This is a genomic window from Burkholderia sp. JPY481 (assembly GCF_038900515.1).
Lineage (GTDB): Bacteria > Pseudomonadota > Gammaproteobacteria > Burkholderiales > Burkholderiaceae > Paraburkholderia > Paraburkholderia youngii.
This window is the reverse complement of the sequence record NZ_JAYMRT010000016.1, coordinates 114788-139203: the sequence shown is the minus strand read 5'-3', so window position 1 is coordinate 139203 and position 24416 is coordinate 114788. Positions and strand designations below refer to the sequence as shown.

Genomic DNA, 24416 nt, shown 5'->3' with positions numbered 1-24416 from the left:
CGCTATACTAGTGAGCTTTTCGCGCATTTGCGTAAAAAGTCGGCGTGCCGCAGCATGGTCTCATGTCCGAAACGGCGCCGACATTTTGTAAATTAGCCCCGACCAATCGCAGTCGGGAATGGAGAAAACGATGAGCCTTGGACTCGTAGGTCGCAAGGTTGGCATGACCCGTATCTTCACGGCTGAAGGGGATTCGATTCCCGTCACCGTGCTGGACGTGTCCGACAACCGCGTGACGCAGATCAAGACTGTTGAAACCGACGGCTACACCGCCGTGCAGGTTGCCTTCGGTACGCGCCGTGCATCGCGCGTGACGAAGCCGTTGGCAGGTCATCTCGCCAAAGCTGGCGTTCAAGCCGGCGAAATCCTCAAAGAATTCCAGGTCGATGCCGCTAAGGCTGCCGAACTGTCGAACGGCACTGTGGTTGGTCCCGAGTTGTTCGAAGTGGGCCAGAAGGTCGACGTGCAAGGTGTGTCGATCGGTAAGGGCTACGCCGGTACCATCAAGCGTTACAACTTCTCGTCTGGCCGTGCATCGCACGGTAACTCGCGCTCGCACAACGTGCCGGGCTCGATCGGTATGGCGCAGGATCCGGGTCGTGTTTTCCCGGGTAAGCGCATGACCGGTCATATGGGTGATGAGAAGGTAACGGTGCAAAACCTCGAAATCGCTCGTATCGACGCTGACCGCAAGCTGCTGCTGGTCAAGGGCGCCGTTCCGGGTGCGAAGGGTGGCAAGGTATTCGTTACGCCGGCCGTGAAGACGCGTGCCGTGAAAGGAGCGAAATAATGGAACTTAAGCTCCTGAATGCCAATGGTCAGGAAGGTGCGGGCGTTAGCGCGTCGGACGTCGTGTTCGGCCGCGATTACAACGAAGCCCTGATTCACCAGGTGGTGGTTGCGTACCAGGCGAATGCACGTAGCGGCAATCGCGCGCAGAAGGATCGTGAGCAGGTCAAGCACACGACCAAGAAGCCGTGGCGCCAGAAGGGTACGGGCCGGGCTCGTGCCGGTATGTCGTCGAGCCCGCTGTGGCGCGGCGGTGGCCGTATCTTCCCGAATTCGCCGGAAGAAAACTTTTCGCACAAGGTCAACAAGAAGATGCATCGCGCAGGTCTCTGCTCGATCTTCTCGCAGCTGGCCCGCGAAGGCCGCATTTCGGTGGTCGACGAGCTGACGCTCGAAGCGCCGAAGACGAAGCTGCTGGCCGAAAAATTCAAGGCGATGGGTCTCGACTCCGTGCTGGTGATTACCGACACGGTTGACGAAAACCTGTACCTCGCGTCGCGCAACCTCGCCCACGTGGCGGTTGTCGAGCCGCGTTACGCCGACCCGCTGTCGCTGATCTACTTCAAGAAGGTCCTGATCACGAAGGCTGCGGTCGCCCAGATCGAGGAGTTGCTGTCATGAGCGAGATTCGCAAGAACGATCATCGTTTGATGCAGGTCCTGCTCGCGCCGGTGGTCTCCGAAAAGGCGACGCTGGTTGCCGACAAGAACGAGCAGGTAGTGTTCGAAGTCGCGCCGGATGCCACGAAGCAGGAAGTGAAAGCTGCAGTCGAGCTGCTGTTCAAGGTGGAAGTTGATTCCGTCAATGTGCTGGTCGCGAAGGGCAAAGCCAAGCGCTTTGGTCGCTTCATGGGCAAGCGCAAGGACGTGAAGAAGGCGTATGTCTGCCTGAAGCCCGGCCAGGAAATCAACTTTGAAGCGGAGGCCAAGTAATCATGGCAATCGTGAAAGTTAAGCCGACTTCGCCGGGCCGCCGCGCGATGGTCAAGGTGGTCAACAAAGAACTGCACAAGGGCAAGCCGTTTGCGGCACTGCTCGACACGCAGTCGTCGACTGCCGGCCGTAACAACAACGGGCACATCACCACGCGTCACAAGGGTGGTGGTCACAAGCATCACTATCGTGTCGTCGACTTCCGTCGCACGAAGGATGGTATTCCGGCAAAGGTCGAGCGTCTTGAGTACGACCCGAACCGTAGCGCGAACATCGCGCTGGTTCTGTACGCGGACGGCGAGCGCCGCTACATCATCGCTCCGAAGGGTGTCACCGTCGGTCAGCAACTGATGTCGGGTTCGGAAGCACCGATCCGCGCAGGTAACACGCTGCCGATCCGCAACATTCCGGTCGGTACGACCATTCACTGCATCGAAATGCTGCCGGGCAAGGGCGCGCAAATGGCGCGTTCGGCTGGCACGTCGGCGATGCTGCTTGCTCGCGAAGGCGTCTACGCGCAGGTTCGTCTGCGTTCGGGCGAAATCCGCCGCGTGCACGTTGAATGCCGCGCGACGATCGGTGAAGTGGGCAACGAAGAGCACAGCCTCCGTCAAATCGGTAAGGCTGGCGCGAACCGCTGGCGCGGCATCCGCCCGACCGTGCGTGGCGTTGCAATGAACCCGGTCGACCACCCGCACGGTGGTGGCGAAGGCAAGACTGCGGCAGGCCGCGATCCGGTGAGCCCGTGGGGCACGCCGACGAAGGGCTATCGCACCCGCAGCAACAAGCGCACGACGAGCATGATCGTCCAGCGCCGTCACAAGCGTTAAGGAGTAGGCAATGGCACGTTCTATTAAGAAAGGTCCGTTCTGCGACGCCCATTTGCTGAAGAAGGTTGAGGCGGCTGCAGCATCGCGTGACAAGAAACCGATCAAGACTTGGTCGCGTCGCTCGACGATCCTGCCGGACTTCATCGGCCTGACGATCGCCGTGCACAACGGCCGTCAACACGTTCCGGTGTATGTCACGGAAAACATGGTCGGCCACAAGCTTGGCGAGTTCGCACTGACCCGTACGTTCAAGGGTCACGCGGCCGACAAGAAGGCCAAGAAATAAGGGGCAATCAAGATGGAAGTGAAAGCAATTCATCGCGGTGCCCGCATCTCGGCGCAAAAAACGCGCCTTGTGGCTGACCAGATCCGCGGTTTGCCGGTCGACAAGGCGCTGAACGTTCTGACGTTCTCGCCGAAGAAGGCTGCGGGAATCGTGAAAAAGGTCGTGCTGTCGGCGATCGCGAATGCGGAGCACAACGAAGGCGCCGATATCGACGAGCTCAAGATCACGAGCATCTACGTCGACAAGGCAGCGTCGCTGAAGCGTTTTACCGCGCGCGCCAAGGGCCGTGGTAACCGCATCGAGAAGCAATCCTGTCACATCACTGTGACGGTCGGGAATTAAGGGGTCATACGATGGGACAGAAAATTCATCCGACTGGCTTCCGTTTGGCCGTCAGCCGCAATTGGGCTTCGCGTTGGTACGCGAACAACAACAATTTCGCGGCGATGTTGCAGGAAGACATCGGTGTTCGTGAATACCTGAAGAAGAAGCTGAAGAACGCGTCCGTCGGCCGCGTTGTGATCGAGCGTCCCGCAAAGAACGCGCGTATCACGATTTTCAGCTCGCGTCCGGGTGTCGTGATCGGTAAGAAGGGTGAAGACATCGAACTGCTGAAGTCCGAGCTGCAAAAGCGCATGGGCGTTCCGGTTCACGTCAACATTGAAGAAATTCGCAAGCCGGAAACCGACGCGCAACTGATCGCTGATTCGATCACGCAGCAGCTCGAGCGCCGGATCATGTTCCGTCGCGCGATGAAGCGTGCGATGCAGAACGCGATGCGTCTGGGTGCTCAAGGCATCAAGATCATGAGCGCAGGCCGTCTGAACGGTATCGAAATCGCTCGCACGGAATGGTATCGCGAAGGTCGCGTGCCGCTTCACACGCTGCGTGCAGATATCGACTACGCAACGTCGGAAGCAAAGACGACGTACGGCATCATCGGCGTGAAGGTGTGGGTCTATAAGGGCGATACGCTCGGCCGCAATGACGCACCGGTGGTCGAAGAAGTCGCTGAAGAAAAGCGTCCGCGCCGCAACGCACGTCCGGGTGGCGATCGCCGTCCGCGTCGTGATGGTGAAGGTGGTGGCCCGGCAGGTGCACGCCGTGGCGCTCCTCGTCGTACTGGCGGTGCCGGCGGCGACGGGAAGACTGGAGAATAACGATGCTGCAACCGAAACGCAGAAAGTATCGCAAAGAGCAGAAAGGTCGTAACACCGGCGTTGCTACCCGCGGCAACGCGGTGTCGTTCGGTGAGTTCGGCCTGAAGGCTGTCGGTCGCGGCCGTCTGACCGCGCGCCAGATTGAAGCGGCGCGTCGTGCAATGACGCGTCACATCAAGCGCGGTGGCCGCATCTGGATCCGGATCTTCCCGGACAAGCCGATCTCGACCAAGCCGGCGGAAGTGCGTATGGGTAACGGTAAGGGTAACCCGGAATACTACGTCGCTGAGATTCAACCGGGCAAGATGCTGTACGAAATGGACGGCGTAACCGAAGAACTGGCGCGCGAAGCGTTCCGTCTGGCTGCAGCCAAGCTGCCGCTGAAGACGACGTTTATCGTACGTCAGCTCGGCGCCTAAGGAGCAAATGATGAAGGCTTCCGAACTTCACCAGAAAGATCAGGCCGCGCTCAACAAGGAGCTGTCGGACCTGTTGAAGGCGCAATTCGGCCTGCGCATGCAACTCGCGACCCAGCAGCTCACGAACACGAGCCAACTGAAGAAGGTTCGTCGCGACATCGCACGTGTGCGGACCGTCCTGACTGAGAAGGCGAACCAGAAATGAACGATAGCGTAAAAACCTCGCTCAAGCGGACGCTGGTCGGCAAGGTCGTCAGCAACAAGATGGACAAGACGGTTACCGTGCTGGTCGAGCACCGCGTGAAGCACCCGATCTATGGCAAGTACGTCGTGCGTTCGAAGAAGTACCACGCGCATGACGATGCGAACTCGTACAACGAGGGTGACCTCGTTGAAATCCAGGAAACTCGTCCGATTTCGAAGACGAAGGCTTGGGTTGTGGCTCGCCTGGTCGAGGCTGCTCGCGTCATCTAATGTCGCAAAGCTGTAGAAGTAGTTGAAATCGCAGTAAGTTTCGCTTGCAAGACCGGGATTATTTGATATAATCTCGGTCTTCCCTCTTTATGGGAGCCCCGTCGCGGGCGAAGTTGGTGGGGGAAGCGGTCCGGGCGCCAGCCTGTGCCGAAGGATTCACCGGATTGCGATGGCGGGTTTCGTTTGCCGTCGCTGCTGTTCTAACCCAAGCAGCCGATCGGCTGACGGGACCAAGACTGACCGGGAAGCACCATGGTGGTGTGACCGGATTAAGTTGGGAAAGATAAACCATGATCCAGACCGAAACTCGGCTTGAAGTGGCCGACAACACGGGTGCACGTGAAGTCATGTGCATCAAGGTGCTCGGCGGCTCGAAGCGTCGTTATGCCAGCATTGGCGACATCATCAAGGTGACTGTCAAAGAGGCAACGCCGCGCGGGCGCGTGAAGAAAGGCGAAATCTACAACGCCGTGGTGGTTCGCACCGCCAAGGGCGTGCGCCGTCAGGACGGCTCGCTGATCAAGTTCGACGGCAATGCAGCTGTGTTGCTCAACACCAAGCTCGAACCGATCGGCACCCGTATTTTCGGGCCAGTCACGCGCGAGTTGCGTAGCGAACGATTCATGAAGATCGTTTCGCTGGCGCCTGAAGTGCTGTAAGGAGTCGCGATGAACAAGATTCGCAAGGGTGACGAAGTTATCGTCATCACCGGCAAAGATAAGGGCAAGCGTGGCGTTGTGCTGGCCGTTCACGGCGAGACCGTGACCGTCGAGGGCATCAATCTCGTCAAGAAGCACGTCAAGCCGAACCCGATGAAGGGTACGACGGGCGGCGTGGAAGCCAAGACGATGCCGCTGCAAATTTCGAACGTCGCATTGGTCGACGCGAATGGCAAGCCATCGCGTGTAGGCATCAAGGTCGAAGGAGACAAGAAAGTCCGTTTCCTGAAGACGACCGGTGCCGTGCTGAGCGCCTGACGCTGCGGAGTAAAAAATGGCTCGTTTGCAAGAGTTTTACAAAGAAAAGGTTGTACCCGGCCTCATCGAGAAGTTCGGTTACAAGTCCGTGATGGAAGTGCCTCGCATCACCAAGATCACCCTCAACATGGGTCTTGGCGAAGCCGTCGCCGATAAGAAGATCATCGAAAACGCCGTTGGCGATCTGACGAAGATCGCAGGCCAGAAGCCGGTGATCACGAAGGCACGCAAGGCAATTGCTGGCTTCAAGATCCGTCAGGGCTATCCGATCGGCGCCATGGTCACGCTGCGTGGTCAGGCAATGTACGAATTCCTCGACCGTTTCGTGACGGTTGCGCTCCCCCGTGTGCGCGACTTCCGTGGCGTGTCGGGTAAGGCGTTCGATGGTCGCGGCAACTACAACATCGGTGTGAAAGAGCAGATCATTTTCCCCGAAATCGATTACGACAAGATCGACGCACTGCGTGGGCTGAACATCAGCATCACGACGACTGCGAAGACTGACGACGAAGCAAAGGCTCTGCTCGCCAGCTTCAAGTTCCCGTTCAGAAACTGAGGTTACCGTGGCTAAACTGGCACTGATCGAACGTGAAAAGAAGCGTGCTCGCCTCGCCGCCAAGTACGCTCCCAAGCGTGCTGCACTGAAGGCAATCATTGGCGACACGAGCAAGTCGGAAGAAGAGCATTACGCAGCACGTCTGGAACTGCAGCAACTGCCGCGCAACTCTAACCCGACCCGTAAGCGCAACCGTTGCGCAATTACCGGTCGTCCGCGCGGCACGTTCCGTAAATTCGGCCTGGCGCGTAACAAGATTCGTGAAATCGCGTTCCGCGGCGAGATCCCTGGCCTGACCAAGGCGAGCTGGTAATAGGAGAAACATAAATGAGCATGAGTGATCCTATCGCCGATATGCTGACTCGCATCCGCAATGCGCAGATGGTCGAGAAGGTTTCGGTGACTATGCCCTCGTCGAAAGTCAAGGTTGCGATTGCGCAGGTCCTGAAGGACGAAGGTTATATCGACGATTTCGCAGTGAAGTCCGAAGGTGCGAAGTCGGAATTGAACATCGTGTTGAAGTATTACGCTGGCCGCCCGGTCATCGAGCGCATCGAACGCGTCTCGAAGCCTGGTCTGCGTGTGTACCGCGGCCGTAACGACATCCCCGTGGTCATGAATGGCCTGGGCGTGGCAATCGTATCGACGCCCAAGGGCGTGATGACGGACCGCAAGGCACGTGCAACGGGCGTTGGCGGCGAAGTCATCTGCTACGTCGCTTAAGGCCGAAAGGAGAGAAACATGTCTCGAGTAGGTAAGAGCCCGATCGCGCTGCAAGGCGCGGAAGTGGCCCTGAGCGCCGACAGCATCACTGTCAAGGGTCCGCTGGGTACGATTTCGCAGGCTGCCAACAGTCTCGTGAAAGTGGTGAACGACAACGGCACGCTGAAGTTCGAGCCGGTCGACGAAAGCCGCGAAGCGAATGCGATGTCGGGCACGATGCGCGCACTGGTTGCGAACATGGTGTACGGCGTGACGAAGGGTTTCGAGCGCAAGCTGACGCTGGTTGGCGTCGGTTATCGCGCACAGGCGCAAGGCGACAAGCTGAACTTGTCGCTGGGTTTCTCGCACCCGGTGGTGCACCAGATGCCGACTGGCGTCAAGGCAGAAACCCCGTCGCAAACCGAAATCGTGATCAAGGGGATCAACAAGCAACAAGTCGGTCAAGTCGCTGCAGAAGTGCGCGGCTACCGTCCGCCGGAGCCTTATAAGGGCAAGGGCGTGCGTTACGCCGATGAGGTTGTGATCCTCAAAGAAACGAAGAAGAAGTAAGGGTGCGCAATCATGGATAAGACTCAATCTCGCCTGCGCCGCGCTCGTCAGACGCGTATCAAGATCGCTGAGCTGCAGGTCGCGCGTCTCGCCGTGCATCGCACGAACACGCACATCTATGCGCAAGTGTTCTCGCCGTGCGGCACCAAGGTGCTCGCCAGCGCGTCGACGCTCGAAGCCGAAGTGCGTGCGCAACTGGCCGATCAATCGGGCAAGGGCGGCAACGTTGCTGCTGCAACCCTGATCGGCAAGCGCATTGCAGAAAAGGCTAAGGCTGCCGGCATCGAATCCGTCGCCTTCGACCGTTCGGGTTTCCGTTACCACGGCCGCGTGAAAGCGCTGGCTGATGCGGCGCGCGAAGCCGGACTCAAGTTCTAAGGGAAGAATTCGTCATGGCAAAGATGCAAGCTAAAGTTCAGGCTGACGAACGCGACGACGGCCTTCGTGAAAAGATGATTTCGGTCAACCGCGTGACCAAGGTCGTGAAGGGTGGCCGTATTCTCGGCTTCGCTGCACTGACCGTGGTTGGCGACGGTGATGGCCGCGTCGGTATGGGCAAGGGCAAGGCGAAGGAAGTGCCGGTCGCTGTCCAGAAGGCGATGGAACAGGCTCGCCGCAACATGTTCAAGGTGCCGCTGAAGAACGGTACCCTGCAACACGAAGTGCATGGTAAGCACGGCGCATCCACGGTTCTCCTCGCTCCGGCGAAGGACGGTACCGGCGTGATCGCTGGCGGTCCGATGCGCGCAGTGTTCGACGTGATGGGCGTGCAGAACGTCGTGGCCAAGAGCCACGGTTCGACGAACCCGTATAACCTCGTTCGTGCGACGCTCGACGGCCTGCGCAAGCAGTCCACGCCGGCCGACATCGCTGCGAAGCGCGGCAAGTCCGTCGAAGAAATTCTGGGCTAAAGGTGGACACCATGTCTGATAAAACTGTCAAGGTCCTGCTCGTCAAGAGCCTGATCGGCACCCGTGAATCGCACCGCGCAACGGTGCGTGGCTTGGGCCTGCGCCGACTCAACTCGGTTAGCGAGTTGCAGGATACGCCGGCTGTGCGCGGCATGATCAACAAGGTTTCGTACCTCGTTAAGGTCATCAGCTAAGCGGCTGACCAGGACTCAAGGAGTTGATAATGGAATTGAATAACCTGAAGCCGGCTGAAGGCGCGAAGCACGCAAAGCGTCGCGTTGGTCGCGGCATCGGCTCCGGCCTCGGCAAGACCGCTGGCCGTGGTCACAAGGGTCAGAAGTCGCGTTCGGGCGGCTTTCACAAGGTTGGCTTCGAAGGCGGTCAAATGCCACTGCAACGTCGCCTGCCGAAGCGTGGCTTCACCTCGCTGACGAAGGAATTCGTCGGTGAAGTGCGTCTCTCGGATCTGGAGAAGCTGCCGGTCGACGAAATCGATCTGCTGGCTCTCAAGCAAGCCGGCCTGGTCGGCGAACTGATCCGTAGCGCCAAGATCATCGGGACGGGCGAGCTCAAGCGCAAGGTCGTTGTGAAGGGTCTGGGTGCGACGAAGAGCGCACGCGCTGCCATCGAAGCAGCCGGTGGCTCGTTTGCCGAGTAACGCGCAAGTTATTTGCCGTCACTAGCATTTGCATCGGAGAAGGTACTTGGCTAACAGCCCGAGTCTCGCAAAACCCGGTCGCAGCGCGGCGAAGTTTGGCGATCTGCGTCGGCGAGCAGTGTTCCTGCTGCTGGCGCTGGTCGTCTACCGCATCGGCGCGCATATTCCGGTGCCGGGTATTGACCCGGACCAACTGGCGAAGCTGTTCCAAAGCCAGTCGGGCGGCATCCTTGGCATGTTTAACATGTTCTCGGGTGGCGCACTTTCGCGGTTCACCATTTTCGCGTTGGGGATCATGCCGTACATTTCGGCGTCGATCATCATGCAGTTGCTGGCGATTGTCTCGCCGCAACTCGAAGCGCTGAAAAAGGAAGGGCAGGCAGGTCAGCGGAAGATTACGCAATACACGCGGATCTTCACGGTCGTGCTGGCGACATTTCAGGCGTTCGGTATTGCCGTGGCGCTGGAAAATCAGCCTGGCCTCGTGATCGATCCGGGGATGGTATTCCGGTTGACGACGGTCGTGACGCTTGTGACCGGCACGATGTTCCTGATGTGGCTGGGTGAGCAAATCACGGAGCGCGGGCTTGGCAATGGTATCTCGATCATCATTTTTGGCGGTATTGCGGCGGGCTTCCCGAACGCAATCGGTGGTCTCTTTGAACTAGTGCGAACTGGCTCGATGAGTATCATCTCGGCGATTATCGTCGTCGCGCTGATTGCGGCTGTGACGTATCTGGTGGTGTTCATCGAACGCGGCCAGCGCAAGATTCTTGTGAATTACGCAAAGCGGCAGGTAGGCAACAAGATTTACGGCGGCCAGTCTTCTCATTTGCCGCTGAAGCTGAACATGTCGGGCGTGATTCCGCCGATCTTCGCATCGTCGATCATTCTCTTCCCGGCAACTATCCTGAACTGGTTCAGTTCGGGCTCGCGTACCAGCTGGTTCGCAGACACGTTGCACAATGTGGCCGAAGCCCTGAAGCCCGGTCAACCCGTGTACGTGTTGCTGTACGCGTTGGCGATCGTTTTCTTCTGCTTCTTCTACACCGCATTGGTGTTCAACAGCAGGGAAACGGCCGACAACCTGAAAAAGAGTGGCGCTTTCGTCCCTGGCATCCGCCCGGGCGATCAAACGGCGCGATATATCGACCGCATCCTTACGCGTCTCACGCTGGCCGGTGCGATCTACATCGTGTTCGTTTGCCTGCTGCCCGAATTTCTGGTGCTGCGCTGGAACGTGCCGTTTTATTTTGGTGGAACGTCGCTGCTGATCATTGTCGTCGTCACAATGGATTTCATGGCGCAGGTGCAGTCGTACGTTATGTCGCAACAGTATGAATCGCTGCTGAAGAAAGCTAATTTCAAAGGCGGCGGCGTCCCGATGCGTTGAAAGGACTTATGGCCAAAGACGATGTGATCCAGATGCAGGGCGAAGTAATTGAGAACCTGCCTAACGCTACCTTCAGGGTGAAGCTGGAAAACGGCCATGTCGTGTTGGGACACATATCCGGCAAGATGCGGATGCACTACATCCGAATCCTGCCGGGCGACAAGGTGACGGTTGAATTGACGCCTTACGATCTGTCGCGTGCGCGGATCGTGTTCCGGGCGAAGTGATTTGAAAAAAGGGTAATATCATGAAAGTGATGGCATCGGTTAAGCGCATTTGCCGCAATTGCAAGATCATCAAGCGCAAAGGCGTTGTGCGCGTGATTTGCAGCTCTGATCCGCGCCACAAACAGCGTCAAGGCTGAACGCCGCGCTTTTGCTTGCGCTTTTTGTTTGAGGAAAAACAATGGCTCGTATCGCAGGGGTTAACATCCCGAATCACCAGCATACTGAAATCGGCCTGACGGCTATTTACGGTATCGGTCGCACGCGCTCGCGCGACATTTGCGTCGCTGCTGGTGTGGCATTTTCGAAGAAGGTCAAAGACCTGACTGACGCAGACCTCGAAAAGCTGCGTGAAGAAGTCGGCAAGTTCATCGTTGAAGGCGATCTGCGCCGTGAAACGACGATGAACATCAAGCGCCTGATGGATCTCGGCTGCTATCGTGGCGTGCGGCATCGTAAGGGTCTACCCCTGCGCGGCCAGCGTACGCGTACGAATGCCCGTACGCGCAAGGGTCCGCGTCGTGCAGCGCAATCGCTGAAGAAGTAAGCGGAACTGACAGTTACAGGAAAACGTAATGGCTAAGGCTTCGAACAACTCCGCGGCGCAACGCGTTCGCAAGAAGGTCAAGAAGAACGTCGCCGAGGGCGTGGTTCACGTTCACGCGTCGTTCAACAACACCATCATCACGATCACCGACCGTCAAGGCAACGCGCTTGCCTGGGCAACGTCGGGTGGTCAGGGCTTCAAGGGTTCGCGTAAGTCGACTCCTTTTGCAGCTCAGGTCGCAGCTGAATCGGCTGGCCGCGTGGCGATGGAATACGGCGTGAAGAACCTCGAAGTGCGGATCAAGGGCCCCGGTCCTGGCCGCGAATCGGCGGTGCGCGCGTTGCATGGTCTTGGGATCAAGATCACCGCGATCTCCGACGTGACGCCGGTCCCGCACAACGGCTGCCGTCCGCCGAAGCGTCGTCGTATCTAAGACGACGGTTTCGCGAGCGCCTGTTGCCGCCTTGCGCGGCGGCGGGCTGCGCGCATTATTTAAATGACTAAGCCCACCGTTCGAACCAAAGGGTTCGGACTAGCGCGAGTGGAAGCATTCGCGTGATAAATCACAGAAGGAATCAACGTGGCACGTTATATCGGCCCCAAGGCCAAGCTGTCCCGCCGTGAAGGCACTGACCTCTTCCTGAAGAGCGCACGCCGCTCGCTCGCTGACAAGTGCAAGCTGGACAGCAAGCCCGGCCAGCACGGCCGTACCTCGGGCGCGCGTACGTCCGACTATGGCACGCAGCTGCGCGAGAAGCAAAAAGTAAAGCGTATCTACGGTGTCCTCGAGCGCCAGTTCCGTCGCTACTTCGCTGAAGCAGACCGTCTGAAGGGCAACACGGGTGAAAACCTGCTGCAACTGCTCGAGTCGCGTCTGGACAACGTCGTGTATCGGATGGGCTTCGGCTCGACGCGTGCTGAAGCACGTCAGCTGGTCGGCCACAAGGCGATCACGGTGAACGGCGTCGTGACGAACATCCCGTCGATGCAAGTCAAGGCTGGCGACGTCGTCGCCGTGCGCGAACAGAAGCGCAAGCAGGCTCGCATCATCGAGGCGTTGTCGCTCGCTGAACAAGGCGGCATGCCGAGCTGGGTTGCGGTCGACGCGAAGAAGTTCGAAGGTACCTTCAAGCAGAAACCGGAACGCAGCGACATCGCTGGCGACATCAACGAAAGCCTGATCGTCGAATTGTATTCGCGGTAATCGGATTGACGGCCGGGGCGCCCTGATTGCGTTGCGCAAGGGGGCGTCTCGGCTGTTTATTTTCAGGTTGTTACCGGTCAGCCTTATCGGTGTAACGAGCCGAGGGTATTGAAAAGGAAAACCTATGCAAACCAGTTTGTTGAAGCCCAAGATCATTGCAGTTGAATCGCTTGGCGAGAGCCACGCGAAAGTGGTCATGGAACCGTTTGAACGCGGTTATGGCCACACCTTGGGTAACGCGCTTCGGCGCGTGCTGTTGTCGTCGATGGTTGGCTATGCCCCGACCGAGGTGACGATTGCAGGCGTCGTGCACGAGTACTCGACGCTCGACGGTGTGCAAGAGGATGTGGTCAACCTGTTGTTGAACCTGAAGGGCGTCGTCTTCAAGCTGCATAACCGTGACGAAGTGACGGTTACGCTGCGCAAGGAAGGCGAAGGCGTGGTTACCGCCGGCGATATCGAACTCGCACACGATTGTGAAGTAATCAATCCGGATCACGTGATTGCGCATCTGTCGAAGGGTGGCAAGCTCGACGTGCAGATTAAGATTGAAAAGGGCCGCGGCTATGTGCCGGGCAATGTGCGTCGCTACGGTGAAGAGTCGGCCAAGATCATCGGCCGAATCGTGCTGGACGCGTCGTTTTCGCCGGTTCGTCGCGTGAGCTACGCGGTCGAAAGCGCTCGCGTCGAGCAGCGCACCGACCTCGACAAGCTCGTGATGAACATCGAAACCAACGGTGTGATTTCGCCGGAAGAAGCGATCCGCCAATCGGCGCGCATTCTGGTCGATCAGCTGTCGGTCTTCGCGGCGCTGGAAGGCACCGAAGCAGCGGCGGAAGCGCCGTCGCGCGCACCGCAGATCGATCCGATCCTGCTGCGCCCGGTCGACGATCTGGAACTGACGGTTCGTTCCGCGAACTGCCTGAAGGCCGAGAACATCTACTACATCGGCGACCTGATCCAGCGTACCGAGAACGAGCTGCTCAAGACTCCGAATCTGGGTCGCAAGTCGCTGAATGAGATCAAGGAAGTTCTGGCATCGCGCGGACTGACGCTCGGCATGAAGCTCGAGAACTGGCCGCCGGCAGGTCTCGACAAGTAAGCGGACAACTCGGTCGGGTGTAACCCGCGAATTGCACTGCTGCACTAGACTGGCAAAGACGCGGATTTTCCTTTAAAATCCGCGTCTTGTCTTTTTTAACTACCGGCCCGTGCGCTCACTGTGTGCTGCCAATGCTGCAGAACGAGTGCGATAGAAGAGCTGGACCAAAACTTTGAACTGAAGGAATTAACATGCGTCACCGTCATGGTCTGCGGAAACTGAACCGCACGAGCAGCCACCGTCTGGCAATGCTCCGTAACATGTCCAACTCGCTGATCGAGCACGAAGTCATCAAGACCACCCTGCCGAAGGCGAAGGAACTCCGTAAAGTCGTCGAGCCGTTGATCACGCTCGGCAAGAAGCCGTCGCTCGCAAACCGTCGTCTGGCTTTCAACCGCCTGCGCGACCGTGACTCGGTCACGAAGCTGTTCGACGTGCTCGGCCCGCGCTACGCAAACCGTCCGGGCGGTTACCTGCGCGTGCTGAAGTTCGGCTTCCGCGTCGGTGACAACGCGCCGATGGCACTGGTCGAACTGCTCGACCGTCCGGAAGTTGAAGAAACGGAAGTGCAAGAAGCTGAGTAAGCTTTTTGGTTTCGACGAAAAGCCAGGCGCATCGCCTGGCTTTTTTGTTTCTGTCGGCGATTTTTTCATCGATGCCGAAAGCCGTGTCGCGGTGACCAAATGCCGCGGCCGCGCCGCGGGGCGCTCTGCGGGGCGACATGGCCAGGTGATACGATATCGGGATCGAAATCCTGCGCCGCCGGAGCCTGGTGTGAGTGTGAATGTGACCTTGGTGCTGACGACGGTGCCGGATGTGGCCGTCGCGGAAAAGCTCGCCGCCGACGCGCTCGCCGCGCGCCTTTGTGCATGCGTCACGCAGCTGGGCAGCGTGCATTCGAGCTATCACTGGCAGGGCGCGATCGAAACCGCGCAGGAAATCCAGTTGCTGTTCAAGACCAGCGCCGCTCGCGCGCTCGAATTGGAACAATACCTTCAGGCTCACCATCCCTACGACACGCCGGAAATACTCTCCTGGCAAGCGACGGCCTCGGCCGCCTACGGCCAGTGGATCACTGCTGAAACCCAACGCCCTCTTCATGTTTAACGGTCTCGACCAGCGCGCGCGCGCTGCGCTGCGCACTGCATTCTTTCTGCTCAGCTGCGCGTTCCTCGCGCAATTCGCCACGCTCGCACGGGCCGCGGACGACTTCCTCGACCCGTCGGTCGCATTCCGGTTCAGTGCGACCGAGCAGCCCGGGCAAGTCGTCGTCACATACAAGATTGCGGACGGTTACTACATGTACCGCGAGCGCTTCGCTTTCGCGACCCGGAATGGCACCGCGACGCTTGGCGAGCCTCAACTGCCCGACGGTCACGTGAAGTTCGATCAGACGTTCAACAAGAATGTCGAGACGTATCGCAACGAGCTGACGATTCATATTCCGGTCAAGCAGGCTGCCGGACCGTTCGATCTCGCGGTGACGTCGCAGGGCTGCGCCGACGCTGGCATCTGCTACCCCCCGATGGAGCGCGTTTATCACGTGAGCGGCGTGGCGCTGCAGTCGGCTGGCGGCGCGGCAGCGGGTCCAACCGCGCAACAATCCGCGCACACTGAGGACGAGCCGTGGTACGAACGCGCGACCAGCGCCGACTACGCGCAGACGCTGCTACAGCGAGGCGGTTTCTTTGCGATCGTAGGGCTTTATTTTGTTGCGGGCGCAATTCTGAGCCTGCTGCCGTGCTCGTATCCGATGATTCCGATCCTGTCTGCGATCATCATCGGTGAGGGGGCGCGCGTCACACGTGGGCGTGGTTTCGCGCTGTCGCTCGCATATGTAATCGGGATGGCGCTCGTCTACACGGTGCTGGGCGTCGCGGCGGCACTCGTCGGGCAGAGTCTCGGCGCATGGCTGCAGAATCCGTGGGTGCTCGGCGCGTTCGGCGGCCTTCTGACGATTTTCGCGCTGCTGCTGATCGCTGGTGTGGATCTCGAACTGCCGCCGCGCTGGCGCGATCGGATGTCGAGCGTGTCAGCGGGACGCTCGGGCGGCAAATTTACCGCGGTCGCCGTGATGGGCGCGCTGTCGGCGCTGGTTGTCGGCGCCTGCATGACCGCGCCGCTTTTCGCGGTGCTCGCGTTCATCGCGCACACCGGCAATGCCGTGCTCGGTGGCGCGGCGCTGTTCTCGATGGGGATCGGCCTCGGGCTGCCGCTACTGATCATCGGCCTCGGCGCGGGCACGCTGCTGCCGCGCGCGGGCAAGTGGATGGACAGCGTAAAGGTGTTTTTCGGCGTGGTTCTGCTCGCCGCGGCGCTGTGGATCATTTGGCCGGTGCTCGGCGGCCCGGCGACGATGCTGTTGAGTGCCCTCTGGCTGCTGATCGCTGCGGTCGCCCTCGGCCTGTTTTCCAGGTCGGCCGCGGGTGGCTCGATATGGCACCGGCTAGGCCGGTCGGTCGGCGTCGTGATGGCGGTCTGGGCGGCCGCGCTTGTGATTGGCCTCGCCGCGGGATCATCGGACCCACTGCGCCCGCTGGCCGTGCTCGCTGCTCGCGCCGGCAGTCAGGCGGGCATCGCGAAAGATGGTTCTAGCGAGGCCGCAACGGCGTCGCAAAGCGATTTGACGTTCGCACCGGTTCGTTCATCGGCGCAGCTTGACCAGGCCGTCAAAACGGCGGCACAGCCTGCCATGCTCGATTTTTACGCGGACTGGTGCGTGAGCTGCAGGGAAATGGAGAAATTCACCTTCAGCGACCCGCGCGTTCAGGCGAAGCTGAAGCAGATGAATCTGCTGCGCGCCGACGTCACTGCGAACAATACCGACGATCAGGCGCTGCTCAAGCGCTTCAACCTGTTCGGGCCGCCGGGGATTATTTTCTTCGATCAGGATGGCAAGGAGGTGCTGCGGGTGGTCGGCTACGAATCGGCGGATAAATTCCTGCGCACACTGGATCGAGCGAGCGCGTCGGGGGTGTAATCGAACGCCGGGGGGGCGTTGCAGGCCGCGGCGGCGAGAATGAGCAGCACAAAAAAACGGAGGCGAAACCCTAAGGTTCGCCTCCGTTTTCTTCTCACGGCAGCCGCGTGCCAAGCCTCGTGCTGATTTATTTCTGCGAACGCAGGATCTTCGCGGCATCTAGCGCGAAATACGTCAGCACGCCGTCCGCGCCGGCACGCTTGAACGCCAGCAGCGATTCCATCATGACCTTGTCGTGATCGAGCCAGCCGTTCTGCGCGGCGGCCTTCAGCATCGCGTATTCGCCGCTTACCTGGTACACGTAGGTAGGAAACTGGAACTCGTCCTTCACGCGACGCACGATGTCCAGATACGGCATGCCCGGTTTGACCATCACCATGTCCGCGCCTTCATTGATGTCGGCCTGCACTTCGCGCAGCGCCTCGTTCGAATTGGCCGGGTCCATCTGGTAGGTCATCTTGTTGCTCTTGCCGAGGTTCGTCGCGGAACCGACGGCATCGCGGAACGGGCCGTAGAACGCTGAAGCGTACTTCGCCGCGTACGCCATGATGCGCGTGTGGACGTGGTCCTCGCTCTCGAGCATTTCGCGGATCGCACCAATGCGGCCGTCCATCATGTCCGACGGCGCGACGATATCGACCCCGGCTTCCGCCTGCGCACGCGCCTGCTCGACGAGGATCTCGACGGTCTCGTCGTTCATCACGTAGCCAGCTTCGTCGAGCACGCCGTCCTGACCGTGGCTCGTGTACGGATCGAGCGCGACGTCGGTGAGTACGCCGAGCTCCGGAAAATTCTTCTTCAATTCACGCACCGCGCGCGGGATCAAACCCGCCGGGTTGGCCGCTTCGCGGCCGTCGGGCGTCTTCAGCGAGGGCTCGATCGCGGGAAACAGCGACAGCACCGGCACGCCCAGTTCGACGCACTGCTCCGCGACGCCCATGAGCAGATCGACCGACACGCGCTCGACGCCCGGCATCGACGGCACGGCTTGTCGAACGTTGGTGCCTTCGACGATGAATACGGGGTAGATCAGGTCGTTAGTGGTGAGGATGTTTTCGCGCATCATGCGGCGCGAGAAGTCGTCACGGCGCATGCGGCGCGGACGGTAGTGCGGGTAGAAGCTCATATCGAATCGAAGATCGTGGATAGGTGGAGTGGACAAACGGCACCTGGCTCCGCTCCCGGAAACTTTTCGAGACAATGGTATATCATACCGATCGAGCAAGGCGCCTAGCGCTGACCTCCCCGCTTCTCCTCCCTGAGCGGGTGCCTGTCGTTTTTCGATTAGGCTGTTTGACCCGCCGTTCAAGCGGCGGGTTTTTTTATGGGTGGCCAGAAATGCGCTCTGATACGGGTATTCAATGCGACTCCCGCGTCACACGCGCGGCGGGACTCGGGCATCGACAGTGACTCAGCCCGCGGCCGGCTTTTCACCTGCTTCGTCCACTGCGCCCGGGATCAGCCAGCTCTCGATCAGTTCATGCGCTTCGTCTAGGCCCGTGCGTTTGAGCGCGGAAAAGAGCTGTGCGCTCAACTCACCGCGATAGCCCGCCGCCCGATATTCGGCGAGTCCCTTCTGCGCGGTGCGCAATGCGTTCGTGCTTTCCTGCCGCGTCAATTTGTCGCATTTGGTGAGCAGCGTATGGATCGGCTTGCCGGTCGGCGCGAACCACTCGATCATGCGTCGATCGAGATCCGTCAGTGGGCGGCGCGAATCCATCATCAGGATCATGCCGCGCAGTTGCGAGCGCGATTGCAGATACGAAGACAGCAGCGCTTCCCAGTGCGCCTTCGCCGCTCCCGGCACTTCCGCATAGCCGTAGCCCGGCAGGTCGACCAGATAGCCGGCCGGTTCATCCGGCTTGCCAACCGAAAAATAATTGATGTGCTGCGTGCGGCCAGGCGTCTTACTCGCGAACGCGAGTCGCTTCTGATTGCAGAGCACGTTGATCGCCGTCGACTTGCCTGCGTTCGAGCGTCCCGCGAAAGCGATCTCGGGCTGCGCGGTGGCCGGCAGGTCACGCAGATGATTGACGGTGGTATAGAAGCGGGATTCGTGGAGCAGGAAGGGCATGGTGGAAGCCAGATTGGAGACGCCGCGGGGCCCGCAGCGGGAACGGGGTCAAGCCCGACTGGCGTCTAAGCGATTAGCGAGTTATTGTACAATACGATGGTTTACTGAATACCTTGGGAGCCCGCCCCACGTGCCTTGGCGGCTCCTGGCGGTCACTCGGTCGCCGTCGTCGTACTTTGCAGAACCTCTAAAATCCCACAAGACGAGACAGGGTGTGCGAATGAATCGACTGTGCAAGACTCTGATGGTGCTTCATGTAACGGCAGGTCTTTCAGGTTTGGCAATTCAGGCACGAGCAGCAGATCCGGCAAAGCCGGACATCAATCGGGGGCAGGCAATCGCGGTACAAGTGTGCGCGTCATGTCACGGGGCAGACGGCAACAGTGCCGGCGGTGCATATCCGAAGCTGGCGGGCCAGCATCCGGAGTATCTCGTCAAGCAGCTCAGAGATTTCAAGACGCAACCGGGCGCCAAACAGGCCGCGCGCAATAATGCGATCATGGCAGGCATGGCTGCCGCGCTCTCCGATCAGGACATGATCAACGTTGCGGCTTACTTCTCGACGCAGACACCCAAGCCGGGCTATGCGCACAATAAGAACACGGTCGCGGTGGGGCAGCAGATCTATCGCGGCGGGATTGCCGACCGGGGCGTGCCGGCCTGCGCGGCCTGCCACGGCCCCACGGGACAGGGCATTCCGATCCAGTATCCGCGCCTGTCGGGACAGTGGGCCGAGTACTCGGTGACGCAGCTGACCGCGTTCACGCAAGGTCCGGGCGCTCGTAATAACAGCGACGCGATGCATGCGATAGCATCACGTTTGTCGGACAACGAGATCAAGGCGGTTGCCGACTACATCGCGGGTCTGCATTAAGCGGTTCGCCTGCGCGAGTCCAACCGGCCCGGCGAGGTCGGTGAAAAACAAGAAAAGGGTGAGGGTGTCGTAGCTGCGACAGCCCTTCACCCTTTTTTGCTGTTCAGTCGGAGTTTGAATGAGCGTCACCACGTCGGGTCTGCAGTCGAAGTCGGGCAATCGCGTCATGCGCAGCACCATCGAGCTCCTGAGCTCCATGCGTTTCGCCATTGCGCTGCTCGTGATTCTGTCGATCGCCAGCATCATCGGTACCGTCCTCACGCAGGACGATCCATATCCCAACTACGTCAACCAGTTCGGTCCGTTCTGGGCGGACATCTTCCGCGCGCTGAGCCTGTACACGGTGTACAGCTCGTGGTGGTTCATGCTGATTCTTGGCTTCCTGATGGTGTCGGTGTCGCTATGCGTGATCCGCAATGCGCCGAAGATGCTCGCCGATGCGAAGAGCTGGAAGGACAAGGTTCGCGAAGGCAGCCTGCGTGCGTTCCATCACAAGGGCGAGTTCGCCGTGCACGGCACGCGCGCGCAGACTGCGGCAGTGCTCGCGAAACTGTCGGCGAAGCTCGGCTACAAGTTCGTCACGCGTGAGTCGGACGGCGCGACGCTGATCGCCGCGAAGCGTGGCGCGCTGACGAAGTTCGGCTACATCTCCGCGCACATCGCGATCGTCGTGATCTGCCTCGGCGGCCTGCTCGACAGCAATCTGCCGATCAAGCTGCAAATGTGGCTGTTCGACAAGTCGCCGATCAACTCGAACACCGCGATCAACGAGATTTCGCCCGACCATCGGCTGTCGGAGTCGAACCCGACGTTCCGCGGCTACGCGTGGGTGCCCGAGGGGCAGCACGTGTCGACCGCGATCCTGAATCAGCCCAACGGTTCGCTGATCCAGGACCTGCCGTTTTCGATCGAACTGAACAAGTTCATCGTCGATTACTACACGACCGGCATGCCGAAGCTGTTCGCGAGCGACATCGTCGTGGTCGATCACAAGACCGGCGCGCGCGTGCCGGCGCGCGTCGAGGTCAACAAGCCGTTCGAATACGACGGCGTGTCGATTTATCAATCGAGCTTCCAGGATGGCGGCTCGCAGATGCAGATGACCGCCTTCCCGATGTCCGGCCCGAGCGCGAAGCCCGCGCCGTTTGGCGGCACGATCGGCGGCAGCGCGCCGCTGAGCTCCGCCACGCCGCTCGCCGATGGCCAGACCGTCGAATTCACGGACTTCCGCGCGATCAACGTCGAAAACATCTCGAACGCCAATGGCCAGAACGATGCGCGCGGGGTCGCCGCGCAGCACTCGCTGAAGGAAGCGTTCGACGAGCGTCTCGGCTCCGGCGCGAAATCCTCGAAGCCGCTCGATCTGCACAACGTCGGCCCGTCGGTGCAATACAAGATTCGCGGCAAGGACGGCCAGGCGCGCGAGTACAACAACTACATGCTGCCCGTCGACGTCAACGGCGAGAAGATGTTCCTCGCCGGCATGCGCCTGAATCCAGACGATCCGTTCCGCTACCTGCGAATTCCCGCCGACAGCGGCGGCACGCTGAAGGAATGGATGAACCTGCGCGCCACGCTCGAAGACCCGAACCAACGCGCCATCGCCGCTCATCAGTTTGCGCAGCGCTCGGTGCCAGGCTCGAACGCGGAGTTGCAGCAGCATCTGGAGGAAAGCGCGTTGCGCGTGCTGACCCTTTTTGCGGGCGCGGACGCCAGCGTGAAGATGCCGAACGGCGAAACGCTCGGCGGCTTCCAGGCGGTGGCTGGCTTTATCGACCGCTCGGTACCGAAGGGCGAGCAGGAAAAGGCCGCGGGCTTGCTGCTTCGGATGCTCGAAGGCGTCACATGGGACTTGTGGCAACTGTCGCGCCAGCGGCTCGGCGAGCCCGCCGCGCCGGCCAATGCCGACACGAGCCGCTTCATCCAAAGTTCGCTTAATGCGATATCCGACAGCTTTCTGTATGGATCGCCGGTCTATTTGCAGCTTGACTCATTCAAGCAGGTGCAAGCTTCGGTATTTCAGTTGACGCGCGCGCCGGGCAAAAAAGTCGTGTATCTTGGCAGCCTGCTTCTCGTATTGGGCATCTTCTCGATGTTCTACGTCCGCGAACGCCGTCTGTGGTTCTGGCTGAAGGATACGGACCACGGCACGAACGTCGTGATGGCGATGTCGAGCGCGCGTAAGACGCTAGACTTCGAGAAGGAGTTCGTCCAGACGCGCGACGCCGTGAGCGCCGCACTGGGCGCGAAACTCATCGACGCAGCCGATGCCAGCCCGGCCGCTCAGGCCGCAGCCCCGTCGGCAAGCTCACAGGATTCGACCCGGTAAGATCATGGACTTGACTCAGGTTTCCTCCTCCTCCTCTGCTTCACGCGCCGACAAGGCGTTTGCGAGCAGCACGCCCGAACTCCAGCAATTCGACGAACGGCCGTTCCTGAAACGCCTGGGTATCTTTGACTGGCTGTTCGCGCTCGCGCTGGTCGGTGGCGCCGGGTTCGCGCTGTCGCGCTATTACCCGTTCATGAATTACTACGACAAACTGGTGCTGGCCTGCTCGGTGCCGGTTTTCGTGGCGCTGGGCTGGCGCTGGAAGCCGGTGCGTCCGCTGATGGTGGGAATCGCCGCGCTGTCCCTGCTTGCGATCCAGATATACCAAGGCGATCTGAGCCGCGCCGACAACGCGTTCTTCCTCAAATATTTCCTGTCGAGCCAGTCCGCGATCCTGTGGATGAGCGCGCTGTTCGTCTTCGCGACCGTGTTCTACTGGATCGCGCTGCTGTCGCGCTCGCCGACCGGCGCCGCGATCGGCTCGAAGATGACGTGGGTGGCGGTGCTGATGGGCTTCGTCGGCATGATGGTGCGGTGGTACGAGTCGTACCTGATCGGCTCGGACGTCGGCCATATTCCGATTTCGAACCTGTATGAAGTATTCGTGCTGTTCAGCCTGATCACCGCGCTGTTCTATCTGTACTACGAGCAGCACTACAACACGCGCGCGCTCGGCGCGTTTGTGCTGCTCGTGATCAGCGCGGCCGTCGGCTTCCTGATGTGGTACTCGGTCTCGCGCGACGCGCAGCAGATCCAGCCGCTCGTGCCGGCGCTGCAAAGCTGGTGGATGAAGATTCACGTGCCGGCGAACTTCATCGGCTATGGCAGTTTCGCGCTGTCGGCGATGGTCGGCGTTGCATATCTGGCGAAGGAACGCGGCGTGCTCGCGGATCGTCTCCCGGCGCTCGACGTGCTCGACGACGTGATGTACAAGTCGATAGCGGTCGGCTTCGCGTTCTTCACGATCGCGACGATTCTCGGCGCCCTGTGGGCCGCCGAAGCGTGGGGCGGCTACTGGAGCTGGGACCCCAAGGAGACGTGGGCGCTGATCGTCTGGCTGAACTACGCGGCCTGGCTGCACATGCGTCTGATGAAGGGCCTGCGCGGCGCGGTCGCCGCATGGTGGGCGCTGACCGGCCTGCTGGTCACGAGCTTCGCGTTCCTCGGCGTGAACATGTTCCTGTCGGGCTTGCATAGCTACGGCAAGCTGTAAGATCCGCCGCGCTGAACCGACTAAGAACCGCCGCGTGCTTTTGCACCGGCGGTTTTTTCATGGCGGACGGAATATTCGTCGCGCCCCGGTGTTCACCCATCGAGCACCCGAGCAGGTACCCGTGGATGACAGGCGCCCCCAAACGGGCGATCATCAATATGGCACCGCAACGCGCACGACGCGGCGGGCCGGCAAGGAGCAGCACGATGTGGATCAAGCGAAGCGACAGAATTCAACTGACCGGAGATGACATCGCGCGCAGCGAAATCGCGCCGCGGCACGTGTTCGAGAACCGCCGACGCATCCTGCAGGCAGCCGGCGCGATGGCGCTCGGCAGCCTGATCGGCGTGAGCGATGAGGCGCTCGCGACATACTCGTCCCCCGATCCGAAGGCGCAGAAGCTCGCGGCGAAAACCAACACCAGGTTCGTCGCGCTCGACAAGATCACGCCGTACAAGGACATCACCACCTACAATAATTTCTACGAGTTCGGCACCGACAAATCCGACCCCTCGCAGCACGCGGGCACGCTGCGGCCGCATCCGTGGAAGGTGAGCGTAGAGGGCGAGATTAAGAATCCGAAGGTCTACGACATCGACGACCTGCTGAAGCTCGCACCGCTCGAGGAACGTGTGTACCGGCATCGCTGCGTCGAAGGCTGGTCGATCGTGGTGCCGTGGATCGGCGTCTCGCTTTCCGAGTTAATTAAACGCGTCGAGCCGACCGGCAATGCGAAGTACGTGCAATTCATCACGCTCGCCGATCCATCGCAGATGCCCGGGCTGTCGCAGCCCATACTCGAGTGGCCGTACTCCGAAGGCCTGCGGATGGACGAAGCGATGCATCCGCTGACGCTGCTGACGATGGGCCTCTACGGCCAGGTGCTGCCGAACCAGAACGGCGCGCCGATTCGCGTCGTGGTGCCATGGAAGTACGGCTTCAAGAGCGCGAAGTCGCTGGTGAAGATCCGTTTCGTCGACAAGCAGCCGCCGACCAGCTGGAACACCTACGCATCGAACGAATATGGGTTTTATTCGAACGTGAATCCGAACGTCGATCATCCGCGCTGGAGCCAGGCGACCGAACGGCGCATCGGCGAAGACGGCTTTTTTACGCCGAAGCGCAAGACGCTGATGTTCAACGGTTACGGCGATCAGGTTGCATCGCTCTATCAAGGCATGGACCTGAAGAAGAACTTTTAAGGCGAGCGCG

36 protein-coding genes are annotated in these 24416 nt (G+C 60.1%); 34 read left to right on the top strand and 2 right to left on the bottom strand.

Annotated features, from left to right (window positions below):
• The first annotated feature begins 130 nt into the window (after positions 1–130).
• The 30 genes from rplC (at position 131) to dsbD (ending at position 16714) form a co-directional block, all read left to right on the top strand.
• Positions 131–790, top strand: coding sequence for a 50S ribosomal protein L3 (rplC, locus tag VSR82_RS30405; protein ID WP_368584403.1), 660 nt, complete (start codon positions 131–133; stop codon positions 788–790).
• Positions 790–1410 (top strand): 50S ribosomal protein L4, encoded by a 621-nt coding sequence (rplD, locus tag VSR82_RS30400; protein WP_008923346.1) that lies wholly within the window; start codon positions 790–792, stop codon positions 1408–1410. The genes rplC and rplD overlap by 1 nt, the downstream gene beginning before the upstream one ends.
• Entirely contained in the window at positions 1407–1721 is a 315-nt protein-coding gene (gene rplW / locus VSR82_RS30395; protein WP_008923345.1) for a 50S ribosomal protein L23, read from the top strand. Before rplD ends, rplW begins: the two co-directional genes overlap by 4 nt.
• 2 nt (positions 1722–1723) lie before the next feature.
• Positions 1724–2551 (top strand): 50S ribosomal protein L2, encoded by an 828-nt coding sequence (rplB, locus tag VSR82_RS30390; protein WP_008923344.1) that lies wholly within the window; start codon positions 1724–1726, stop codon positions 2549–2551.
• A gap of 10 nt (positions 2552–2561) precedes the next feature.
• Positions 2562–2837 (top strand): 30S ribosomal protein S19, encoded by a 276-nt coding sequence (gene rpsS / locus VSR82_RS30385; RefSeq protein WP_006998484.1) that lies wholly within the window; start codon positions 2562–2564, stop codon positions 2835–2837.
• Positions 2838–2849: 12 nt separating this feature from the next.
• Positions 2850–3179, top strand: coding sequence for a 50S ribosomal protein L22 (rplV, locus tag VSR82_RS30380; protein ID WP_007730533.1), 330 nt, complete (start codon positions 2850–2852; stop codon positions 3177–3179).
• An 11-nt stretch (positions 3180–3190) separates the two neighbouring features.
• The gene (rpsC, locus tag VSR82_RS30375; RefSeq protein WP_008923343.1) at positions 3191–3997 is read left to right on the top strand and encodes a 30S ribosomal protein S3; all 807 of its coding nucleotides are present in this window, start codon (positions 3191–3193) and stop codon (positions 3995–3997) included.
• Between the two features lie 2 nt (positions 3998–3999).
• Entirely contained in the window at positions 4000–4416 is a 417-nt protein-coding gene (gene rplP / locus VSR82_RS30370; RefSeq protein WP_008923342.1) for a 50S ribosomal protein L16, read from the top strand.
• Between the two features lie 10 nt (positions 4417–4426).
• Entirely contained in the window at positions 4427–4621 is a 195-nt protein-coding gene (rpmC, locus tag VSR82_RS30365; protein WP_007180130.1) for a 50S ribosomal protein L29, read from the top strand.
• The gene (gene rpsQ, locus VSR82_RS30360; RefSeq protein ID WP_368584396.1) at positions 4618–4890 is read left to right on the top strand and encodes a 30S ribosomal protein S17; all 273 of its coding nucleotides are present in this window, start codon (positions 4618–4620) and stop codon (positions 4888–4890) included. The genes rpmC and rpsQ overlap by 4 nt, the downstream gene beginning before the upstream one ends.
• A 290-nt stretch (positions 4891–5180) precedes the next feature.
• Positions 5181–5549, top strand: a complete 369-nt coding sequence (gene rplN / locus VSR82_RS30355; protein WP_006998478.1) for a 50S ribosomal protein L14 — start codon at positions 5181–5183, stop codon at positions 5547–5549.
• Between the two features lie 9 nt (positions 5550–5558).
• A complete protein-coding gene (rplX, locus tag VSR82_RS30350; RefSeq protein ID WP_008923340.1) occupies positions 5559–5867 on the top strand; it encodes a 50S ribosomal protein L24 in 309 nt (102 codons plus the stop codon).
• 16 nt (positions 5868–5883) lie between these two features.
• Positions 5884–6423, top strand: coding sequence for a 50S ribosomal protein L5 (gene rplE, locus VSR82_RS30345; RefSeq protein WP_008923339.1), 540 nt, complete (start codon positions 5884–5886; stop codon positions 6421–6423).
• A gap of 7 nt (positions 6424–6430) precedes the next feature.
• Positions 6431–6736, top strand: a complete 306-nt coding sequence (gene rpsN / locus VSR82_RS30340; protein WP_090802162.1) for a 30S ribosomal protein S14 — start codon at positions 6431–6433, stop codon at positions 6734–6736.
• A 14-nt stretch (positions 6737–6750) separates the two neighbouring features.
• Entirely contained in the window at positions 6751–7146 is a 396-nt protein-coding gene (rpsH, locus tag VSR82_RS30335; RefSeq protein ID WP_006052216.1) for a 30S ribosomal protein S8, read from the top strand.
• An 18-nt stretch (positions 7147–7164) separates the two neighbouring features.
• On the top strand, positions 7165–7695 hold the full coding sequence (gene rplF, locus VSR82_RS30330; protein ID WP_368584394.1) for a 50S ribosomal protein L6: 531 nt from the start codon (positions 7165–7167) through the stop codon (positions 7693–7695).
• A 12-nt stretch (positions 7696–7707) separates the two neighbouring features.
• Positions 7708–8073, top strand: coding sequence for a 50S ribosomal protein L18 (gene rplR, locus VSR82_RS30325; RefSeq protein WP_008923336.1), 366 nt, complete (start codon positions 7708–7710; stop codon positions 8071–8073).
• A gap of 14 nt (positions 8074–8087) precedes the next feature.
• Positions 8088–8606 carry a 30S ribosomal protein S5 gene (gene rpsE, locus VSR82_RS30320; protein ID WP_004197945.1) on the top strand — a complete coding sequence of 173 codons (519 nt, stop codon included), beginning with the start codon at positions 8088–8090 and terminating at the stop codon, positions 8604–8606.
• Positions 8607–8617: 11 nt separating this feature from the next.
• Complete coding sequence (gene rpmD, locus VSR82_RS30315) at positions 8618–8800, top strand: 50S ribosomal protein L30 (protein WP_429461701.1); 183 nt, start codon at positions 8618–8620, stop codon at positions 8798–8800.
• A gap of 29 nt (positions 8801–8829) precedes the next feature.
• A complete protein-coding gene (rplO, locus tag VSR82_RS30310; protein ID WP_368584393.1) occupies positions 8830–9264 on the top strand; it encodes a 50S ribosomal protein L15 in 435 nt (144 codons plus the stop codon).
• A 46-nt stretch (positions 9265–9310) separates the two neighbouring features.
• Positions 9311–10657 carry a preprotein translocase subunit SecY gene (secY, locus tag VSR82_RS30305; protein ID WP_013090753.1) on the top strand — a complete coding sequence of 449 codons (1347 nt, stop codon included), beginning with the start codon at positions 9311–9313 and terminating at the stop codon, positions 10655–10657.
• Between the two features lie 8 nt (positions 10658–10665).
• Positions 10666–10884, top strand: coding sequence for a translation initiation factor IF-1 (gene infA / locus VSR82_RS30300; RefSeq protein ID WP_004521905.1), 219 nt, complete (start codon positions 10666–10668; stop codon positions 10882–10884).
• Positions 10885–10904: 20 nt separating this feature from the next.
• Positions 10905–11021 (top strand): 50S ribosomal protein L36, encoded by a 117-nt coding sequence (gene rpmJ / locus VSR82_RS30295; protein ID WP_004199844.1) that lies wholly within the window; start codon positions 10905–10907, stop codon positions 11019–11021.
• A 41-nt stretch (positions 11022–11062) separates the two neighbouring features.
• Positions 11063–11428: a 30S ribosomal protein S13 gene (gene rpsM / locus VSR82_RS30290; protein WP_008923332.1), complete on the top strand. Its 366-nt coding sequence runs from the start codon at positions 11063–11065 to the stop codon at positions 11426–11428.
• Between the two features lie 28 nt (positions 11429–11456).
• Positions 11457–11861 carry a 30S ribosomal protein S11 gene (gene rpsK, locus VSR82_RS30285; RefSeq protein ID WP_006052224.1) on the top strand — a complete coding sequence of 135 codons (405 nt, stop codon included), beginning with the start codon at positions 11457–11459 and terminating at the stop codon, positions 11859–11861.
• Positions 11862–12008: 147 nt separating this feature from the next.
• Entirely contained in the window at positions 12009–12632 is a 624-nt protein-coding gene (gene rpsD, locus VSR82_RS30280) for a 30S ribosomal protein S4 (protein ID WP_013090752.1), read from the top strand.
• A gap of 124 nt (positions 12633–12756) precedes the next feature.
• Positions 12757–13734, top strand: a complete 978-nt coding sequence (locus VSR82_RS30275; RefSeq protein ID WP_040050462.1) for a DNA-directed RNA polymerase subunit alpha — start codon at positions 12757–12759, stop codon at positions 13732–13734.
• A 191-nt stretch (positions 13735–13925) separates the two neighbouring features.
• Positions 13926–14318: a 50S ribosomal protein L17 gene (gene rplQ / locus VSR82_RS30270; RefSeq protein ID WP_013090750.1), complete on the top strand. Its 393-nt coding sequence runs from the start codon at positions 13926–13928 to the stop codon at positions 14316–14318.
• A 190-nt stretch (positions 14319–14508) separates the two neighbouring features.
• Positions 14509–14841 carry a divalent-cation tolerance protein CutA gene (gene cutA, locus VSR82_RS30265; protein WP_410842521.1) on the top strand — a complete coding sequence of 111 codons (333 nt, stop codon included), beginning with the start codon at positions 14509–14511 and terminating at the stop codon, positions 14839–14841.
• Positions 14834–16714, top strand: coding sequence for a protein-disulfide reductase DsbD (dsbD, locus tag VSR82_RS30260; RefSeq protein WP_498858302.1), 1881 nt, complete (start codon positions 14834–14836; stop codon positions 16712–16714). Before cutA ends, dsbD begins: the two co-directional genes overlap by 8 nt.
• Positions 16715–16841: 127 nt before the next feature.
• Here the strand turns inward: dsbD and hemB are convergent, their stop codons facing one another.
• Both hemB and yihA read right to left on the bottom strand, forming a co-directional pair.
• Complete coding sequence (gene hemB / locus VSR82_RS30255; protein ID WP_429461706.1) at positions 16842–17840, bottom strand: porphobilinogen synthase; 999 nt, start codon at positions 17838–17840, stop codon at positions 16842–16844.
• Between the two features lie 285 nt (positions 17841–18125).
• On the bottom strand, positions 18126–18788 hold the full coding sequence (gene yihA / locus VSR82_RS30250; RefSeq protein ID WP_410850210.1) for a ribosome biogenesis GTP-binding protein YihA/YsxC: 663 nt from the start codon (positions 18786–18788) through the stop codon (positions 18126–18128).
• 220 nt (positions 18789–19008) lie between these two features.
• On the opposite strand from yihA, the gene VSR82_RS30245 reads away from it, so the two are divergent.
• The 4 genes from VSR82_RS30245 to msrP all read left to right on the top strand — a co-directional run bounded on the left by VSR82_RS30245 (position 19009) and on the right by msrP (position 24406).
• Complete coding sequence (locus tag VSR82_RS30245; RefSeq protein ID WP_026228372.1) at positions 19009–19662, top strand: c-type cytochrome; 654 nt, start codon at positions 19009–19011, stop codon at positions 19660–19662.
• A 118-nt stretch (positions 19663–19780) separates the two neighbouring features.
• A complete protein-coding gene (locus tag VSR82_RS30240; RefSeq protein ID WP_429461708.1) occupies positions 19781–21991 on the top strand; it encodes a cytochrome c biogenesis protein ResB in 2211 nt (736 codons plus the stop codon).
• Between the two features lie 4 nt (positions 21992–21995).
• A complete protein-coding gene (gene ccsB, locus VSR82_RS30235; RefSeq protein WP_429461710.1) occupies positions 21996–23204 on the top strand; it encodes a c-type cytochrome biogenesis protein CcsB in 1209 nt (402 codons plus the stop codon).
• A gap of 206 nt (positions 23205–23410) precedes the next feature.
• The gene (msrP, locus tag VSR82_RS30230) at positions 23411–24406 is read left to right on the top strand and encodes a protein-methionine-sulfoxide reductase catalytic subunit MsrP (protein ID WP_429461712.1); all 996 of its coding nucleotides are present in this window, start codon (positions 23411–23413) and stop codon (positions 24404–24406) included.
• Positions 24407–24416: the final 10 nt, after the last annotated feature.